Consider the following 20313-nt stretch of genomic DNA (forward strand, 5'->3'; position numbering starts at 1 on the left):
ATGAATACCTTAGAATATATTTCCATCGGGATTTATATGATAATGATGTTGATGATCGGCTTCTACTCTTATCAAAAAACTAAAACTTCGTCGGATGATTTCTTGATTGGAGGAAGGAAAATGGGGGCACTGGTTACAGCGCTTTCAGCAGGCGCTGCCGATATGAGTGGTTGGTTGCTGATGGGGCTTCCTGGTGCTATGTATGCGGTAGGGTTGTCGAGTGGTTGGTTGGCAATTGGTTTAACGATTGGGGCTTTTCTCAATTATGTTTTGGTGGCACCAAGGCTACGAGTTTATTCTGAAGTGGCTGGGAATGCAATTACGCTGCCCGTCTATTTCGAAAACCGATTTAAAGACCAAACACATCTTCTGAAACTTATTTCATCGATTATTATCTTAGTTTTTTTTACCTTATACACATCATCGGGGATGGTTGCGGGAGGTAGATTGTTCGAGTCTGCTTTTGAAATCGATTATCATTACGGATTATTGATTACCAGTTTAGTGGTGATTATCTATACTTTTTTAGGCGGGTTTTTAGCAGTTAGTTTAACCGATTTTGTACAAGGAATAATAATGGTTATTACTCTTTTGGTCATTCCGATTATCATTGTGATCCAAATCGGAGGAATAGTCGAAACCAAATATTGGATCGACTTTCAGAGTCCTACCAATCTAAGTTGGCTAGAAGGAACTACAACAATCGGGATTTTGTCGCTTGCTTCATGGGGGCTAGGATATTTTGGTCAACCACATATTTTGGTTCGTTTTATGGCAATTGATCAAGTAAAAGATTTGAAAAAAGCTAGAACTGTCGGGATTACTTGGATGATATTTTGTGTAGGAGGTGGCATGCTGATTGGTTTAGTTGGGATTGCTTATATGACCAAGTACCACACTATAATTGATGATCCAGAAACCATCTTCATCTATTTCTCAAGAGCCTTGTTTCATCCACTTATTTCGGGCTTTTTGCTTTGTGCTATTTTAGCAGCGGTTATGAGTACAATATCCTCGCAATTGTTGGTAACTTCGAGTTCGATGACCGAAGATTTTTATCGTTCTTTTCTCAATAAAAATGCTTCACAAAAAACATTGCTTAGGGTCAGTCGACTTTCGGTTCTTATCGTTGCAATAATAGCATTGCTACTGTCGATTTCACCAAACAATTCTATCCTAAACTTGGTGGGCTATGCATGGGCTGGTTTTGGTTCAGCCTTCGGTCCACTAATGTTGTTGAGTTTGCTTTGGAAAAAAACTTCGCGAGTTGGTGCATTGGTAGGATTAATCTCCGGCGGACTAATAGTTTTGTTTTGGATGATTCTACAGCATCCCTATAAAGAGGTATATGCGATGATTCCGGCCTTCCCGCTTTCTTTCGGTTTGATTATCCTTTTTTCTATATTTTTTCCTGACAAGGATGTAGAAATTAATCAAGAATTTGATAAAGTAGGGACCATCATCGAAAAACAGTATTAATATTTTTTTATATCCTGACCAACTATTTTTTTTAAAAAAACATATAAGTTATCCTATGATTAATCTCTTTTTATAGAGATGATAAGTTTGTATATTTGTAAATTATCTAAGGATGAAAGCCAAAAAGAATAGATGGGAGATATAATCCAATTATTGCCAGATCATGTAGCAAATCAGATAGCTGCGGGAGAGGTTGTGCAACGACCATCCTCGGTTGTCAAAGAGCTGATGGAGAATGCGGTGGATGCTGGCGCTAGCGAAATAAAAGTTTTAATAAAAGATGCTGGTCGGAGTCTGATACAAATCATAGACGACGGAAAGGGAATGAGTATGACCGATGTTCGTATGGCGTTCGAGCGTCATGCAACATCAAAGATTCGCACTACCGAAGATATTTTTCATATTACAACCAAAGGTTTTCGGGGGGAAGCTCTAGCTTCTATTGCAGCAGTAGCACAAGTAGAAGCAAAAACTAAGTTAACTGATGAAACCTTGGGTAGTCTGTTGGTGATTGAAGGAGGAGATGTACGGGTGCAAGAACCAGTAGTAACGCCCAGTGGAACATCTGTTTCTGTGAAAAATCTTTTTTATAACGTTCCGGCAAGACGTAATTTTCTCAAATCAAATCAAGTAGAGTTTAGGCATATTCAGGATGAATTTCAACGAATAGCTTTGGCGCATGAGGGAATTTCTTTTCAGTTAATTCATAATAATTCTGATGTTTATTACCTGAAAGCAGGAAATCTGAAGCAGCGAATAGTACAGATTTTTGGTAAAAAGATAGAAACCCAATTGTTAGAAATTTTAGAAGAAACAGAAATCGTTAATATCAAAGGTTATGTAGGGAAACCCGATTCTGCTAAAAAATCACGAGGAGAACAATTCTTTTTTGTCAATAACCGATTCATCAAAAATGCCTATTTACATAAAGCAATTACTGATGCTTTCGAAGGTTTGCTACCAAATGGTTATACACCAAGTTATTTTTTGTATTTAGAGTTGGATCCTTCTAAAATAGATATCAACATTCATCCAACCAAAACAGAAATAAAATTCGAGGAAGATACCAAGATTTTTCAGCTGTTACGTTCGGCAATCAAGCACAGTTTAGGGCAATTTAATGTTGTTCCTTCTCTTGATTTTGATCAAGATCCTCGGTGGGCTTTTATCAATCATCCGAAAGATAAACCAATCGTGGAGCCAAAAATTATGGTTTCTTCGGATTACAATCCGTTTGATAACCCTTTTACACAAACCAAACCTACGCCAACAACCATCCAGGCGAATCTCGATTTTTACCGAGAAAGTGAAATCTTGACGCAAGAAAATACGCCAACCGAAGCATTGTTCGAGTTGGATTCTGAATTACCAACCCAAATTTTGCAATGGAATTTGCGTTATTTGGTAGTAGAACATTTGGGCGAATTGTTGGTTATTGATCAGCATAGAGCGCATCAAAAAGTATTGTATGAACGTTTTCTGCGAACCAAAACAGATCATGCTTTGGCACAACAATTATTATTCCCAATCGAGTTAGAGGCATCGCCTGTGAATATAGAACGTATAAAAACGATCGAAAAAGAATTAATTCTTTATGGTTTTGATTTGTGTTTCCGAGAAGAAATGATTTTGGTCAATGCAATTCCGGTCGATGTAGATCAAAGTCATGTGGCGGGTATTTTTGCTGATTTTATTGCAGAACTAGACTTCAGTCAAGGTGTAGATTTTGAGTCTTCTTTTGCTAAAATTTTCGCAAAAAATGCAGCAATAAAAAAAGGAGAAATTCTGAAGAAAGAACAAATGGTAACTTTGGTTCAACAATTGCTGATGCTTGATTATCCGAATTTTACACCCTACGGAAAACCGGTTTTTATAAAAATGAATCTTCAAGAAATAGAAAAAAAAATAAATTAATCGAATGCTCAATAGAATTCCTGTAATCACTAAAAATATATTGATAATCAATGTACTGTTTTTCTTGGCAAAATATATTTTTGCTAGCAAAGGATTGGATCTCGATATGGTTTTTGGAGCTTTTTATCCAGAATCGCCCAACTTTAGATTTTGGCAGGTTTTGTCACATATGTTTATGCATGCAGATTTTACACATATCCTATTCAATATGTTTGGTTTGTGGATGTTTGGCTCGGTTGTAGAGCAAACAATTGGTGCAAAAAAATACTTAGCAATGTACTTGTTGGCTGGTTTTTGTGGTTTTGCTTTATTTAACTTATCTACCTATTTTCAGTTAACCGAAGTGAAAGATTCTTTATCGATGATAGATTTGGATCTTATCAAACGTTCTGCATACGAAGCTGGGCAAGGAATTATGCATAGTAATGGGACGAGTGAAGAAATTGTACATATAAAAAATCAAGAATTGAATACTTTAGAAAGTAAACTAAATAATATCCAGCTTACAAAATCTATTGCAGATAATATAGTGCATTTATTTAGCGCGTATACCACAGCAATGGTAGGTGCGTCTGGAGCTATATATGGTTTGCTCGTCGCTTTTGCAGTTCTGTACCCTGAGGCAAAACTAATGATGATTTTTTTACCAATTCCGATCAAAGCTAAATATTTTATACCGATACTTATCGTTTTAGAGTTTTATATGGGAATTGCAAATTATAGTTGGAATCCTGTTGCACATTTTGCACATTTAGGAGGTGCATTGGTAGGTTATTTGTACATTAGAAATTGGAAGAAAAATCAATTTAGAAGATGGTAAATGGCATATTAGATGAATTGAAATTGAAATATAAGTCTGGCAATATCGCAACGAAATTGATTTATATCAATATTATCTTTTTCTTTACGATATTGATAGTTGGCTTTGTACTAAAGAAAATTTTTCCATCTTTCCAGATCGATAATATTATAGCACTTTCCAGTCAACCCAATGCATTAATTAAGCACCCTTGGAGCATTTTTACTTATGCATTTTTACATGGCGAACTATGGCATTTGTTCCTCAATATGCTGTTGTTATATTATATTAGTAGCATGTTTTTACGCTATTTTAGAGATCAAGACTTCCTTACTTTTTATATTCTTGGAATCTTAGGCGGTGCTTTATTCTACTGTTTGTTTGCGGGTTATTTTTCGTCAGGATCAAGTTATTTAGTAGGTTCATCAGCTGCAATATATGCTACTTTTTTTGGTCTGGTATCTTATAATCCTAAAATACCAGTTCGATTGTTGTTTTTCCCCAATAGCTTCCCTATACTCTATATTGCTTTCTTTTTATTAGGCTTGGATGTGTATCAGATAATAGATGGTCGTAATTCTGGCGGAAGTTTATCTCATTTTGGAGGAGCTGCTGTTGGGTATCTGTATATGAAACAATTCGAAAAAGGAAATGATTTTATCGGTCGGACAATTCGACAAGTACAAAATTTCTTCAATCGTAAGAAAAAAACTACCTTTAAAACCTATAGCAATCAAACCAAAAAGAATCCATACGAGCAGAAAGTACCTCGAGATGACTATGAGTTTAATTCGCAAAAAGTTGCAAAACAACAAAAAATAGATGCTATTCTCGATAAAATTTCTCGTTCGGGTTATGAAAGTTTGACCAAAGAAGAGAAAGATTTTTTATTTAGAGAAGGACGATGAAACAAGAAAAAGGCTTTCAATTAAATTTTTTCAATAAATTCCTTTTGTTTTTCAATGGGGTATTTTTGTTAATGGCATATTCTGTTTATCTCAATCGTTTTTTTGCACCTTCAGAAATCCCTTATTTCAATTTTATTTCTATTGGTTATCCTTTTATATTTCTTGTTGCATGTCTTTTTGTCGGGTATTGGCTTATCGTTAGTTGGCGATATGCCCTAATTGTGTTGGTAGCATCTTTTGGTGTACTCAATATTTTTACTTATTCTTATCCGATAGGCTTATTCCAAAAGAAGTCTACCGCAAAACCAAATCTCAGTGTGATGTCGTATAACGCACATTTCATTCGGGATGATGGAACCGATCAATTTATAGCCAAAAATTTGGCAGATATAATGATGTTTCAAGAAGCATACGAAAAGAACTTCAAATCAATAGAAAAAGAATTACAGTCCTATTATAGCGAACATTACGGCTTAATAGCTTTTTTTAGTAAATATCCTATTATAGAAACCAAACAAATAAATTTTCCTACTCAAAATAATAAAGGAACTGCCGCTTATGCAGATATCGATACAGGGAAAGACACAATACGTTTGGTAAATATATATATGGAAACGATGGGAGTTGATAAAAATCTAGTGAAATCGACTATCGAAGCCGAAAACTCTGCACAAGTAGAAGAAAAAACAAAAAAAATAGAAAATAAGTTGATTGCAGGAATGCTGATGCATGAAAAACAACTCAAAGAAATTATGCCATATATCACCAAAAGTCCGTATCCTGTATTGGTAGGATGTGACTTGAACGCCACACCCGCATCCTATGAATATCAACAACTAAATGCCTATTTGTATGATTCTTTCTTGCAAGTAGGAAAAGGAAATGCGACGACTTTTCATGGTTTTCGTTTTCCGATTCGGATTGATTATTTGTTTCATTCGAAAGAATTTATTCCTATTGATGGAAAGATTATCCGAAAAAAGTTTTCTGATCATTATCCCGTTATCGTACAATATCAATTACCTTAAAACCTAATAACATGTCGAACAGAGAAGCATTTATACAAGAAATACAATCGCGATACCAGTACAAAGGTGATAAAATAATATTAGGAAAAGCCAAGCTCGACGGAGAAGTAGTTCCTGAGGCAGAAATCTCTATTGCCCTAAAAACCATGAATCGTCACGGTTTGATTGGTGGAGCAACAGGAACCGGAAAAACAAAATCTTTGCAAATCATAGCAGAACAATTATCAGAAAAAGGTGTTCCCACATTGCTTATGGATATCAAAGGAGATTTATCTGGGATCGCAGCCAAAGGAGATGAGCATAACCAAGCAATTCTGCAACGACACGAGGTTTTGGGGTTACCGTATGTAGCCAAAGCTGCACCAAGCGAGTTACTCTCTATTAGCGATGAGCCAGGGGTGAAGCTTCGAGCAACGATCGAAGAATTTGGTCCGGTTTTGTTTAGTAAAATTTTAGAATTGAATGAAACACAATCAAGTATTATCTCCATTATCTTTAAATATTGTGAAGATAATAATCTCCCATTGATTGATTTAGAAGATATGCGTCGTGTACTGCAATATGTAACCGATACACCCGAAGGGAAAACAGAATTAAATTCTAATTACGGTACAATATCACCTGCTTCTCTAGGAGCAATTCTCAGAAAAATTGTTGGACTAGAGCAACAAGGAGCTACAAAATTTTTTGGTGAACCAAGTTTCGATGTACAAGAATTATTACAAGTAAACAATGGACAAGGAACCGTGAATATTATACGATTAACCGATATCCAAAATCAACCGAATTTGTTTTCTACTTTTATGTTGAGTTTATTGAATAAAATCTATTCTCAATTTCCAGAGCAAGGAGACTCTGACAGACCGAAATTAGTAATCTTCATTGATGAGGCCCACCTTATATTCAAGGAAGCATCGAAAACATTGCTCAACCAAATAGAGACAATGGTAAAATTAATTCGATCGAAAGGTGTAGGATTATTTTTTGTAACCCAAGTCCCGGGTGATGTTCCAGATGGCGTACTTAGCCAACTCGGACTAAAAGTACAACATGCTTTGCGTGGTTTTACAGCCAAAGATCGAAAAGAAATTCAAAAAGCCATCGAAAACTATCCTATCTCTACCTATTATAAAGCAGACGAGGTTATAACTCAATTAGGTATTGGAGAAGCGTTTGTAACAGCTTTGGACGAGAAAGGTATACCTACACCTTTGGCTTATACGTATATGCGTTCACCAAACTCTAGAATGGATATCCTTACCGAAAACGAAATTAGTCAATTGGTCAATAACTCTAAATTGGTAAGTAAATATCAAAACTCTATCAATCGACACAGTGCACATGAGATGTTGAGTGAACGACTTACAGAAGCCAATGCAGAAAAAAATGCTCCCAAACCAATCCCTGCTACAAGAAGAACAACAGCTCCGAAACAAACTTCGTGGACCGATAGTCGGATGGCACGTGATGTAAGTAGGACAGCCACTCGAAAATTAATCGATTGGGGAATGAAATTGTTGATGAGTGCAATGAAAGGTAAAAAATAAGGTGTTTGCAATATTAGACATAGAAGCCACAGGAGGCAAGGTAGGAGAGGAGTCGATTATCGATATAGCAATTTTTCGGTACGATGGTCAAACGACTGTGGATCAGTTTATTTCATTGGTAAACCCTATGAGGAAAATAGATCCTTTCGTGCAGAAGCTGACCAATATTACTGATAAAATGGTGCTCACTGCTCCAAAATTTCATGAAATAGCCAAGAGAATTGTCGAAATTACAGAAGATTGTATTCTGGTTGGTCATAATGTGAAGTTTGATTATCGAATGCTTCGACAAGAATTTAAAAAATTAGGCTACGATTATGAAAAAGACTGGATTGATACGTTTGAGTTTGCTCAGAAATTAATCCCGAACATGGAATCTTATTCGCTAGGTAAGTTAACGAATGCTTTGGGTATACCGATTACCGATCGCCATCGAGCATCGGGAGATGCGCGTGCAACACTGAAACTTTTTCAACTGTTGAGAGATAAAGATAGTGAGAAAATTATCCAAAAAAAATCGGGCTTGAGAACCGAGAAAAAGGTAAAAGAAAAATATCAAAAACTCTTAGAAAACCTTCCAACCAAAACAGGATTATTTTACTTTTATAACCGATTAGACGATATTATTTTTATAGGTAGAAGTAGCAATATTGCTTATCGAGTGAATCGATACTTTTCTTCCAAAAATTTCGAGTCGAGTAAAATAAAACGTTATACAAAGTATATCACCTATGAAGTAACGGGAAGCGAATTGTTAGCAGAGATAAAAGAAGTGCACGAGATCAATCTCAATCAACCCTTTCTCAATATCAAAATCATCAAATCCAAAACGCCTTATGGCTTGTATTTTATTCCCTCTAAACGTTCTTATCATCGTCTAGAAATAGGGAAAGGCAGAAAAGCAGAACCTATTCTTACTTTCGCTAGAAAAGAGACGGCACTAGAATTTTTGCAAAAAGTTACTTTAGAGTACAATCTTTGTCCGAAAATAAATCTGCTTCAGCCTTCTTCGGCTTCTTGTTTCTCATACGAAATGGGGCAGTGTAAAGGAGCTTGCATAAGAAAAGAAAATCCAAAAACGTACAATGAACGGGTCGAAGCATTGGTAAATCGTACAAATTATCCTACCGAAACATTTATTTTGTCAGATAAAGGAAGAAAAACAGGTGAACATGCTTTCTTTTTTATCGATCAGGGTAAATTTGTTGGTTATGGATATTACGAGTTGCATCATCAGATAAAAAATCGAGAAAGAATCATGAAGATTGTTAATCCTTTCGATACGAATCCCACGATAGAATTATTAATAAAGAAGTTTATATTTCTTAATAAACAAGAAGGGATTTACTCTATCGAAGAGTAAAACTAGGCTTGTACGAAATTTGCATGTTGTTAAATATGCATTCCTATTTCGATACCTTTTATTCTTCTATACAATTCGGTAGCATAATTATCGGTCATTCCAGAAACATAATCCAATATACCCAAAACCCGCTCATAGGGCATTTTATCATCATACATAAATTGCGCAGGCACCAATTTTAGTGCTTTCTTTTCGTATGATTTTCGCTCCTGAGCTTCTTTTAGGATTGGCGGAATAAATTGTGTAAGTAACTCAGACATTACATTGTATCCTGCATTTTCTATTTCGACTACCGAACGATGATTATAAATATTGGCAATAGAAAAGCGTTGAATTTCACTCAAAACTTTTTTGGTGATTTTCTCTGTATCATTTTTAATGACATCCAACAATGCATAATCGAAGTTTCCTTGCAGGATAAGTTCGATGTTGTTTTGATAAACTTCTACAGATTTTTGCGTAAGAGAATTGATTGATTTCGCACGTAGATAAGCGATTCGATCATTTTTATCGCTAATATTTTTTAGGTTAGAATTTGTTTTTTCGATTTGTTCGGGATTGAGTGATGCAATTAGATTCAGGAATAAATCTTTGCATTTATCATGGTCGATTATCCCCAAACGATGAGAATCTTCGACATCGATAATATTATAGCAAATATCATCAGCAGCTTCTACCAAAAACACAAAAGGGTGCCGCTTGAAAATCATGGGCGGATTACTCTCTTGCACCATATTTGTCGCTTCTGCAATGTGACGAAAGGTTTCTTTCTCTGATTGGAAAAAGCCAAATTTCTTTCTGTGTAATATCGATTTTTTTCGTGCAATCGACTCACAAGGATACTTTGCAATAGAAGCAATCGTAGAGTAAGTGAGGCGTAATCCACCTTCTGATTTGCCACTTTGTTGTTGGGTTAAGATACGAATGGCATTTGCATTTCCTTCGAAATAGATAAGATCAGTCCATTGTTCTTCGGTAAAATGAGATTTTAGATCAGTCGAGTGCCGATCGAAATAAGAAGCTATTGCATCTTCGCCCGAATGTCCAAAAGCCGGGTTGCCTATATCGTGGCACAAAGCTGCCGAAGAAAGTACATCGGCCAGACTGTGCATATAAAAATCATAAGCCGTTTCATTCAAATCATAATTTTTCGCAATAAACTGCCCGACTAAGCTCCCCATAGAACGTGCAACAGACGAAACTTCTAGTGAATGAGTGAGCCGATTATGAACAAACACACTTCCTGGCAGAGGGAAAACTTGAGTTTTATTTTGTAATCGACGAAAAGCAGACGAAAAAATTATTCGGTCATAATCTCGTTGATATGCAGAGCGTTGGTCTAATGATTCGTTAGGGCTTTTGGTTCGTTGATATGAAAATAAATGATTGAATGCAGACATGCTTTGGATTATTGGTCAAAATTACGATAGTTGACTCGAATTAAAAAATAATAAAAAAATCAACCTTACTTTATGATTTAAAAATAAGGTTGATAAGACGTTAGGATGTGATTATTTTTACCAGCTTCCGCTTGCTCCGCCACCTCCGAAGCTTCCGCCACCGAAACCTCCGAAGCCTCCTCCCGAGCCGCTGCCAAAACTTCCTCCACCACCACGAAAAATGGTGCTTCCGGTATTCATAATAACAACATCGTCGAATAAACTTCTTCTTCTACGTGTGCGGTTTCCTCCAGAATTATTATCGCGAGAAAATATGGATAACAAAATGATGACTATGAGAAAAATAAAGAAAATTTCCCAAAATCCAAGTTGATCATTTTCGGGAGTTTTTTCGTTTTTATATTTTCCTTTCAAGGCTCTTTGCATAGAATCGATTCCCTTGTCTACACCTTGATAATAGTCGCCATTTCTGAAATAAGGCAACATGTCTTTTTGGATAATATTGTTGGCGATTGTTGGCGGAATATGAATTTGCGCTCCATAACCAGTCCGAATGGTTACTTTTCTATCCAAATCACTTATCAAAACTACAATTCCGTTGTCTTTATCTTTCTGGCCAACACCCCATTTATCGCCTATTTCACTTGCCAAAAGTTCGATTGGATAACCTTTTAATTCTCGAAAAGTAACAATGGCAATTTGGGTAGAGGTAGAATCGTCAAAATGAACCAATTTGTTTTCTAAGGCTTGTAACTGCATCGGATCGAAAATTCGTCCATAATCATTTACAATTCTTTTTGGTATAGTTTTACTGTTAATAACCTCTTGAGGGGTAATAAATTTATTCTGTTGAAATGGTTGCTGTGCTATTGTTTTTTGGGTGATGAACAAGGCAAGCATTACCCAAAGAAAACTTAAAAATTTAGTTTTGAGAAATTTCATTTGGCAATTCGTTTTCGTCATTTTCTTGATGTGGAAAATGTTTTTTTAGGGCTTTTCCGGTCATCTTGATTCCTTTTATTATTCCTCTTGTAAACTTTTCTTGTCGGAAATAATGTAAAACAGTTTCGTTGATTTCATCCCAAAGGCCTTCGGGTGTTTTTTCGTTAATTCCTTGATCTCCAATGATTGTGAGGTTTTTGTCGGCCGGGGAAATATGAAATAAAACACCATTTCGGTTTTTCGTTTTTTCCATTCCTAATTGTTTAAAAACCTCTATAGCTCGCGCAAAATGATTTTCAGATGGTAGAGACTCGATATGAATCCGAATCTCTCCACTGGTTTTTTTCTCGGCTTTTACGATTGCTTTGACAATTTTTTTTTCTTCTTTTTTGCTGAAGAATCCTCTATCTTTCTTTACCATCTTATTGTCCAGAGAAGTCAACTGTCGGTGCTTTTTCTGCTCCTGCGTCGGCTTCGAAATATCCTTTTTCTTTGAAATTTCCTATTCCTGCAATAATATTGTTCGGCACTTTATTGATAACCGAATTGAAGTCTTTGGCTGCTTCGTTGTACTTTCTTCTTTCGTAATTAATTTCTGCTTCTATGCTCGATAATTCTGCCTGAAAGCTTTGGAAATTTTCTGTCGCACGCAAGGTTGGGTATTGCTCAACGGTAACCAATAATCTACTCAAAGCACCTGACAATTCGTTTTGTGCAGATTGAAATTTAGCAATGTTTTCGGGGGTTAAATCGTCAACATCATCAATATTTATTTGGTTGGATGTTGCTTTTGCACGTGCGTTGATTACATCGGTTAGTGTAGATTTCTCGAAATTGGCAGCTCCTTGAACCGTTCTCACTAGGTTCGGGATGAGGTCTGCACGTTTTTGGTAGGTGTTTTCTACATTCGACCACTGTGCTTTTACATTTTCTTGCATGGGTACGAAACTATTGTATTTGCTTACACCCCAAAGAATTACTGCAGCGATAGTTGCTAAAAAAATTCCGCTTACTAGACAGCCTTTTCCTTTCATATAAATTTTGTTTTTGTTGTAATAAAGTTACTCTTTTTTCTAATATGTTCTTTTACGGTAGCAAATTCTTTGCCCAACTTTTGTTTAGAGGTAATTTCCATTGTGAACGAAAATCGGATAAAGTTGTTACTCCATTATTATACACGATTGTTTCTGCAGGTAATTCGGAATTTTTTACTGCTTTTTTAAAATCTAGAAGATTCATAATTTCTATTTTGTTATTTACTTCATAAGCAACATTCATACGGTCTAGAAAACCGAACTGATGCTTTTCTTCTAAATTTTTAATTAGTTTGGTGAGCTTGTCAATCGAACATCCACTTGCCTCAACCTGATCTTCATCTACCGTGACAATAATAAATTGATTGTTGATGATTTCGTATTCGGCTAAAAGGGCTGCACCATGGGCATTCCAATCCAGTAAAAAATTATCGAATTCACTTTTAATATCTTGAGTTTCTTGCTTCGTAAAGGCTCGCATGGATTGAAAAATCCAGATGCGTGCATGATCTGTTATTATCATTTTGTTTATGTTTTTATGATGAGTAACAAAGTTACTTAAAGTTTTGCTGAGTTAGGATATAAAAAAATCGGACTTTGGTCCGATTTTTTATTAATTTTTTTGATTTATAGATCCTTGGCTTCCATTACTAATTCTGCCAAATCTTTTACCAAAACTGTTTTTTCTTTTTCAAAATGTTTTACACCATCCGTCATCATCGTATTACAGAATGGGCAACCAGTAGCAATTACATCAGGTGATTCTTGTAAAGCTTCTTTTGTACGCTCGATATTGATGTCTACATTTCCTTTTTCTGGCTCTTTGAACATTTGTGCTCCACCAGCACCACAACATAAGCCGCGTGTTTTGCAACGTTTCATTTCGACCAATTCAGCATCTAATTTTTCGATCAACGATCGAGGGGCTTCATAGATATTGTTTCCCCGACCTAAATAGCATGGATCGTGGAAGGTAATTCGACGTCCCTTGAATATCTCTCCATCTTCGATTTTTAAGCGTCCTTCATCTATTAATTGCTGTAGAAATTGTGAGTGATGTAATACTTCATACGTGCCTCCTAATGACGGATATTCGTTTTTTAGAGTGTTGAAGCAGTGAGGGCAAGTGGTGACTATTTTTTTTATTTCGTAGGCGTTAAGCACCTCAATGTTCATCATGGCTTGCATCTGAAATGCAAATTCGTTTCCCGCTCGTTTTGCTGGATCTCCAGTACAGCTTTCTTCGGTACCTAGAACGGCAAATTCTACGCCTATGTGGTTAAGTATTTTTACAAAAGCACGGGTGATTTTTTTTGCTCTATCATCAAAGCTACCAGCACATCCTACCCAAAATAAAACTTCGGGTTGTTTGCCTTCGGCCATGTATTGTGCCATTGTTTTTACGGTTATTGTTGACATGTGATGTACGTTTGAGTTTTAATAAATAATGTATAAGGTTTTAATCATTGGTCCAATTTAAACGATCAGCTGTATTGAACTGCCATGGTGCACCGTTGTTTTCTATGTTGGTCATCATCAGGTTTAATTCCTGAGGAGCGGCAGATTCTTCCATTACTAAATAGCGGCGTAAATCGACAATGATCGATAATGGATCTATGTTGACAGGGCAGGCTTGTGTGCAGGCGTTACAAGAGGTACATGCCCATAATTCTTCGGTAGTGATATAGTCGTTGAGGAGTGTTTTTCCGTCGTCTACCCATTGCCCATTGTTGTTGTCTAAAATTTTAGATACATCTTCTAAGCGATCTCGCGTGTCCATCATAATCTTACGAGGTGAGAGTTTTTTTCCTGTAATATTTGCCGGACATTCTGAGGTGCATCGTCCGCATTCTGTACACGTATAAGCATTGAGTAGCTGAACTTGGTTGAGATCGAATATATCTTTGGCACCGAAAGTGCTTGGTTCTTCTACTTCGCCCTCTGCTGGTGCAGCGAATGGGTCTGCGTTGGGATCCATCATTAATTTTACTTCTTTGGTAACCGAAGCTAAATTATTGAACTCGGCCTTTGGTTCGAGTTTCGAGAACCATGTGTTAGGGAATGCCAGTATAATATGCAAATGTTTAGAATAGTAAAGATAATTAGCAAAGAAAAAGATTCCTAGTATGTGGAACCACCACATGATACGCTCTAAAATTATTAGCGTATCGGTATTGAAGTTGGTTAAGAAAGGTTGGATTAACCAACTAGAAATAGGAAAGCCTCCTGCCTCTATATAATGTGGAACATTGCGTGCTTGCAAGGTAGCATCGGTAGCATTCATGGTTAAAAGGGCAAGCATAAAGGCCATTTCTAATATCAAAATTAGGTTTGCATCTGTTTTAGGCCATCCGTTTAGCTCTCCCATGACTAGTCGTTTTATGTGAGTGACATTTCTGCGTAAGAAGAAAATAAAGCAAGATACTAATACTAGAAAAGCAAGTACCTCGAAAAAACCAATGAGAAAGGTGTAGAATCCTCCCATAAAGCTAAGAACACGATGTGTACCAAAAAGGCCATCAATAAGAATTTCTACGACTTCTATATTAATCAGAAGGAAACCTATATAGACCAAAATATGGAGGAATCCTGCTAGTGGACGAACGGTCATTTTTCCTTGCCCTAGTGCTACACGTGTCATGACTGCCCATCGCTCTTTTGGTCTGTCCCAACGGGTAATAGGTTGTCCTAACCGTATGTTGCGAACAAGTTTTTTGGCATTAATAGTAAAGATTGTGGCAGCGACAATCAAACAGATTGCAAAGATAATGTTTGGTAAATACTGAGCCATATTGATAAGTTTACTTAGTGTCTAGTTTTTAATTATTTTTTGCCGAATACCGAAATGTTTACATATCGATTCGGGTTTTGTTTCAGGTCTATTATTAAATCGTTGAGGTTTTTTGTGGCCTCATTCAGATTATTGTACATGGTTCTGTCGTTGAGTAGACTTCCTAGTGTTCCATCTCCACGTTCTATGCGTGTCATTAATTCTTTCAGATTTACAGAGGCTGCCTCGAAATTATTCAACGTTTTTTCTAATTGTAAGTTGTTTAATTTATCTGCGGTTTGTCCAAATTTATCTGCAGAAATCTTAGCCGAGGCCAACATAGAATTGGCATTGTTTAGGGTAGAATTGATAATTTTTTGGTTGTCTTTGATTAATTCATTTGCATAGGCCGAAGTACTAGAGAATGATCGTGCTGTTTCGTTGAAAGAACCTACCGTTCTGTTTAGATTTTCAATCAAAATTTTTATATTGTTCTGATTGTCATTGTCTAGCAATCGTTCTATAGCCGATAATGTTCTGTTCATGGTTATCAAAACGGTGTCTAATTTTTGTTGAGTGGGCTCTATTTGCCCACCGATATCGCCTAATAATCCGCCACTGACTCCACCTCTCAAAAAGTCACCATCTTCTGCAATTTCTCCATCATAATCCAAAATCAATTGCATTTCAGAGCTTTGCATCAGGCCTGGAGAATAGATTTGTGCGATAGTGTTTTTAGAGAATTTGATGTCTTTATTAATAGTAAACTCTACGATAAATGTTAAGGGTTTACCATCAACAATTTCTATTTTATCAACTTTACCAACTGTTAATCCGTTTATAGATACGGGTTTTGTTACTTGTAGACCGTTTACATTCTCGTATTTGGCGTAGAAGGTCCTGCCGGTAGAAAAAACTTTTGTTCCTCTTAGGAAGTTGTACAAAAAGAAAAATCCAATTACAGTGGCCAGTGAAACGATACCTATTTTTACTTCGTTAGAAATTTTCACTTTTTTATTTTTTTACAAAATTAAAAGAATATTGTTTAGAAACAGTCAATATTACAATGGTTTGTCACCCTCAAATGTTACGATGAAAGCATTTCTGAAACCTTTTGCTTGTACGACACTAAGTATTTTTTGTGCGTCCTCCATGGTTTTTGCTTGTCCGAAAAAGTACTTGAATAATGATCTTTCTTTTATGCGATAGACATCTTGCAAGCCGTTGAATTTTCCATCTTTATCGCGGTATTTTTTGTTAGAGGTCATGAACTGGATTCGATAAGTTTTATTACCTTCTAACTTCTTGTTATCAGAAAATTCGACCCAAAAAGCTTCGGGAAATCCTTTTCTTTTCACAAAAGTGAGAAGTTCATCTCGTTCTGATAGTAAGTTGGTGTTCCCGTAATAATAGACAAAATTATCACCTTCTTGTACAATTTCTACATCTGTAAGCCCTTTCAACATAGGAGAGGTAGGAGAGAATTTTGATTTGCTCACCAAAAACTTAATTCTGAAATTTTTACCTACAACTGGTTTTTCAACCTCTTTTGGTTTTTCAACTACGGGTTGACTGCTTGCAACACGTCCCATTTTACGATCAAACTCTTCTTTGAAGGTTTTAAATGCTCTATAAATTGCTTCGGTTTGTTCTTGTTTTCCTCGTTCAGATGCTAGGTAATATCCTTCATCGTAATTAGAAATAAAACCAAGCTCAATCAACACAGAGGGTGAAGCATTGCCACGCAATACGTGAAAATTATTTTGTTTTACTCCTCGGCTATGACGATTGTTTTTTACAAAGTTTTTTTCTACCAAATCTGCAAATCGAATACTTTGATCTTTATAAGCTGCATTTTGAATCTCGAAGGCTATTACTGCTTCTGGATCGGTTGGGTCAAAGCGTGTATATTTTTCTTGATTGTCTTCCAAGAATATTACCGAGTTTTCTCGTCTAGAAACCTCATCGGTTTCGTTCATTCTTTTCAGTCCCATGACAAAAGTTTCGGTACCGTAGGCTGAGGTATTGCTTGCCGAATTGCAATGAATCGAGATAAAAAGATTTGCCTTGTTTTTATTAGAAATAGCAGTTCTTTCGTGTAATGCTAAAAAAACATCCGATGTACGTGTGTAGACAACCGTTACGTCTTTTAGTTCTTTCTCAATCATTCTTCCCAATCGCATGGTAACATCTAAGGCAATGTTTTTCTCTAGATCGGCTACGCCTCGTGCACCAGCATCATGTCCTCCATGACCAGCATCAAGGACAACCACAAAATTATTTCTGGAATTTTTCTGACCAAAAACAATCATTGCGAAGCTAAATAGTAGTAAAAATAAATACTTTTGTATGTTAATCATTCTATAACGCATATTGTGAGATAGTTTTTTTAGTTAATTTTGACGCAATTTAAAACAAAAATTACTTTTCAACTTGTTTAGCAACGCTTTTAAACATATAATATTTTGTTCACCTTTCTTGGTTTGTACCATTTCGTATGGGCAAATGCAAGAGATGGATACACAAAAATCGAGTCAAAACTCTATCAAACTCGATACCATAATTCCAGTGAAAAAATCTAAATTAGAGCATACGGTTGTGCGGTCGTCTGATGACGAAGTTCATGATCGCAAGAAAAATATCACCTATTTGTTGCGCCAGGCAAAAGTAGACTATGAGGATATGAAAATCGAAGCCGATTATATCGAAATTGATTGGAATACTGGTGATGTGTACGCAGAAGGCAAAAGAGATTCGATTGGCAATGTGACTGAACGTACAAAATTTAAGCAAGGTGCTAATGAGTTCGAGCAAGAAGCCTTCAAGGTTAATTTCAAAACCAAGATGGGAATAGCGTATAATATTCGTTTGAATGAAGATGAAGGAGTAATTGTAGCCGATCGTGTAAAAAGGATCAACGATTCTGTAATGTATCTTTCTCGGGCCGACTATACCACCGATACTTTTTTCAAGGAAGGAAAAACCAACGAGCCCGATTATGTTTTGCGAACGACAAGAGGGAAACTCATCGATAAAAAAGAAGAGGGAGAAAAACTCTTGATCACTGGCCCAACGAATATGCGAATCTATGATATCCCTACACCATTGGCATTACCATTTGCCTATATCCCGATGGGTAGTAAAAGGGCTGCAGGTATTTTGTTGCCATCATTCGGCGAACGTGCAGACGTTGGTTTTTATTTGGATGGATTAGGGTACTATATGCCTATTGGCGAATATCTCGACCTCGAACTTCAGACTAGATTCTACACCAAAGGAAGCTGGGGAGTAAACTTGATGAGCCGATATAAAGTAAATTATCGGTTTCAGGGTAGTTTTGCAGGGAGTTACGAAAATCGGATAACAGGAATCAAAGGCTTAAATGCTGATACACCAGGAGGAATTAGGGATCCGAGAAACATTTTTACACAATCGAAATTATATAATATTCGTTGGCAACATTCGCAAGATCAGAAATCAAATCCATACTTCAACTTCAGTGCGAGTGTAAACTTTTCGAGTAGTCAGTACTATCAGCAATCAATTCGAAACTCAAATTATCTAAGTGGAGATGTTTACAACAACACTGCAAACTCGAATATTAGTTTGCGCAAATCTTTCGAAAATTTACCCATCACGATGACTTTGGATGCATCACATTCGCAGAATTATCAAACCGGTAGAATCGATTTGACGCTTCCTCGCTTCACGATGAACATGAGTAGACAGTTTCCTTTTGCACCAAAAACAGGTCTTAAAAAAGGTTTGTTGCATAATCTTGCTGTAACTTATGGCTTGAGTGCTGCCAATCAAATTGGGACGACTGATGATACTTTTTTCACCGATGTGATGTGGAGAGAACAAATGCGAACAGGTGTTCAGCATAAGGTAGATTTATCAACCAATGTTACCTTGGCCAATTATTTCCCGTTAACACTTTCAGCAAATTATCACGAAGTTTGGGCGTTGAACAATACCCGAAAATATTGGGACGAAAACTCGGAAACGGTAATTGCAGAACGATTGAATGGTTTTTATCGCTATGGGAATATAAACACGTCGGCAAGTGTAAGTACAAGTTTGTATGGGACATGGTTAGCCAAAGATAAAGACGCTAAGATACAGGGTATTCGCCATGTTCTTACGCCATCATTTGGTTATAGTTTTAGCCCAAATACCGGTGCTAAATATATAGGAGTTTATGGCCAACCAGATAGCAATTCTGCAAATTCTGCTTTGCAATATCACAACTATAATTTTTTCGAGAATACTTTATATGGCCTCCCGAATACACAAGTGACAAATGCATTGAATTTTTCGCTGTCGAATAATCTAGAACTGAAAGTTCGGGACGAAAAAGAAAAGTCGGGTTACCGAAAAATCAAGATTTTCGATTATCTAAATTTTAGTACAGCCTATAACTTTGCTGCAGATGAATTTAGGTTGAGCCCGATATCGATGTCTGGTTCTACAAGTCTTTTGGGTCGAAATATGAAACTGAATTTCAGTGCTACTTTTGATCCTTATAAAATCCAATTCGCAGAAGGAAGTCGTTTCGGAACCCGAATCGATGAGTTGGGAGCTTTCAGAGTCTCAGCTTTCAATATCAACACAGGCTATACGTTTGACAATAATACGTTCGGTGGGAAAAAATTCGATGCGAAGAATTATAAAAAACAAGGAACCATCTTAGACGAAGTTTTCTATTTTGATGAAGAAGATTATGCACAATTTTCTATTCCGTGGAGTTTTGGGGTAAATCTTGGGTATACTTACGCCAAAGGCTTGTCTCGAGAAGCAACTCAGAACGCATCGATGGCTATGACAGCTTCGGTATCTCCATCGCCATATTGGCAAATCTCTGCCAACGGAACGTATGATTTGGTAAACAAAGAATTGGTGGGGACAAGAATTAGCTTGGCGCGTGATTTACGAAGCTTTAACTTCACCTTTAGTTGGATTCCGGTTGGTGTGTATAAAACCTGGGATTTCTTTATTGGTATAAAAGCGTCTATCTTAAGTGATGCTGTGAAGTACGAACAACAATCATCTAATCAACTATTCAATACAGTAGGATTCTAATCAAGACAATTAAATTTATAGAGAATATAAACAAAGAGGATTTTTAA

The 20313-nt window shown here is 36.4% G+C and carries 17 protein-coding genes; 8 read left to right on the forward strand and 9 right to left on the reverse strand.

Annotation, left to right across the window (positions count from 1 at the left end; all coding sequences use genetic code 11):
- The 7 genes from putP (at position 1) to WEEVI_RS07390 (ending at position 9038) form a co-directional block, all read left to right on the forward strand.
- Positions 1–1479: a sodium/proline symporter PutP gene (putP, locus tag WEEVI_RS07360; RefSeq protein ID WP_013598519.1), complete on the forward strand. Its 1479-nt coding sequence runs from the start codon at positions 1–3 to the stop codon at positions 1477–1479.
- Between the two features lie 132 nt (positions 1480–1611).
- On the forward strand, positions 1612–3393 hold the full coding sequence (gene mutL / locus WEEVI_RS07365; RefSeq protein WP_013598520.1) for a DNA mismatch repair endonuclease MutL: 1782 nt from the start codon (positions 1612–1614) through the stop codon (positions 3391–3393).
- A 4-nt stretch (positions 3394–3397) separates the two neighbouring features.
- Positions 3398–4213 (forward strand): rhomboid family intramembrane serine protease, encoded by an 816-nt coding sequence (locus WEEVI_RS07370; RefSeq protein WP_013598521.1) that lies wholly within the window; start codon positions 3398–3400, stop codon positions 4211–4213.
- Positions 4207–5100: a rhomboid family protein gene (locus WEEVI_RS07375; RefSeq protein ID WP_013598522.1), complete on the forward strand. Its 894-nt coding sequence runs from the start codon at positions 4207–4209 to the stop codon at positions 5098–5100. Before WEEVI_RS07370 ends, WEEVI_RS07375 begins: the two co-directional genes overlap by 7 nt.
- Positions 5097–6128 carry an endonuclease/exonuclease/phosphatase family protein gene (locus WEEVI_RS07380; RefSeq protein WP_013598523.1) on the forward strand — a complete coding sequence of 344 codons (1032 nt, stop codon included), beginning with the start codon at positions 5097–5099 and terminating at the stop codon, positions 6126–6128. Before WEEVI_RS07375 ends, WEEVI_RS07380 begins: the two co-directional genes overlap by 4 nt.
- 11 nt (positions 6129–6139) lie before the next feature.
- Positions 6140–7675, forward strand: coding sequence for a helicase HerA-like domain-containing protein (locus WEEVI_RS07385; RefSeq protein WP_013598524.1), 1536 nt, complete (start codon positions 6140–6142; stop codon positions 7673–7675).
- A gap of 1 nt (position 7676) precedes the next feature.
- A complete protein-coding gene (locus tag WEEVI_RS07390) occupies positions 7677–9038 on the forward strand; it encodes an exonuclease domain-containing protein (protein ID WP_013598525.1) in 1362 nt (453 codons plus the stop codon).
- A gap of 29 nt (positions 9039–9067) precedes the next feature.
- On the opposite strand, the gene dgt is transcribed toward WEEVI_RS07390, so the two are convergent.
- From dgt to WEEVI_RS07435, 9 genes are all read right to left on the reverse strand, one after another.
- On the reverse strand, positions 9068–10438 hold the full coding sequence (dgt, locus tag WEEVI_RS07395; RefSeq protein WP_013598526.1) for a dGTP triphosphohydrolase: 1371 nt from the start codon (positions 10436–10438) through the stop codon (positions 9068–9070).
- A 117-nt stretch (positions 10439–10555) separates the two neighbouring features.
- Positions 10556–11380, reverse strand: a complete 825-nt coding sequence (locus WEEVI_RS07400; protein WP_041942126.1) for a TPM domain-containing protein — start codon at positions 11378–11380, stop codon at positions 10556–10558.
- On the reverse strand, positions 11361–11801 hold the full coding sequence (locus WEEVI_RS07405) for a TPM domain-containing protein (protein WP_013598528.1): 441 nt from the start codon (positions 11799–11801) through the stop codon (positions 11361–11363). The genes WEEVI_RS07400 and WEEVI_RS07405 overlap by 20 nt, the downstream gene beginning before the upstream one ends.
- 1 nt (position 11802) lies before the next feature.
- Positions 11803–12414, reverse strand: coding sequence for a LemA family protein (locus WEEVI_RS07410; protein ID WP_013598529.1), 612 nt, complete (start codon positions 12412–12414; stop codon positions 11803–11805).
- A 52-nt stretch (positions 12415–12466) separates the two neighbouring features.
- Positions 12467–12937, reverse strand: a complete 471-nt coding sequence (locus WEEVI_RS07415; RefSeq protein WP_013598530.1) for a hypothetical protein — start codon at positions 12935–12937, stop codon at positions 12467–12469.
- A gap of 104 nt (positions 12938–13041) precedes the next feature.
- Positions 13042–13833, reverse strand: coding sequence for a (Fe-S)-binding protein (locus WEEVI_RS07420; protein WP_013598531.1), 792 nt, complete (start codon positions 13831–13833; stop codon positions 13042–13044).
- A 40-nt stretch (positions 13834–13873) separates the two neighbouring features.
- Complete coding sequence (locus WEEVI_RS07425) at positions 13874–15205, reverse strand: 4Fe-4S dicluster domain-containing protein (RefSeq protein WP_013598532.1); 1332 nt, start codon at positions 15203–15205, stop codon at positions 13874–13876.
- Between the two features lie 32 nt (positions 15206–15237).
- The gene (locus tag WEEVI_RS07430) at positions 15238–16194 is read right to left on the reverse strand and encodes an MlaD family protein (RefSeq protein ID WP_013598533.1); all 957 of its coding nucleotides are present in this window, start codon (positions 16192–16194) and stop codon (positions 15238–15240) included.
- 51 nt (positions 16195–16245) lie between these two features.
- Complete coding sequence (locus tag WEEVI_RS07435) at positions 16246–17544, reverse strand: N-acetylmuramoyl-L-alanine amidase family protein (RefSeq protein WP_232013416.1); 1299 nt, start codon at positions 17542–17544, stop codon at positions 16246–16248.
- Between the two features lie 154 nt (positions 17545–17698).
- Between WEEVI_RS07435 and WEEVI_RS07440 the strand changes: the two genes are divergently transcribed.
- A complete protein-coding gene (locus WEEVI_RS07440; RefSeq protein ID WP_232013415.1) occupies positions 17699–20266 on the forward strand; it encodes a putative LPS assembly protein LptD in 2568 nt (855 codons plus the stop codon).
- The last annotated feature ends 47 nt before the right edge of the window (positions 20267–20313 follow it).

The organism is Weeksella virosa DSM 16922 (genome assembly GCF_000189415.1).
Classification (GTDB): Bacteria; Bacteroidota; Bacteroidia; order Flavobacteriales; family Weeksellaceae; genus Weeksella; species Weeksella virosa.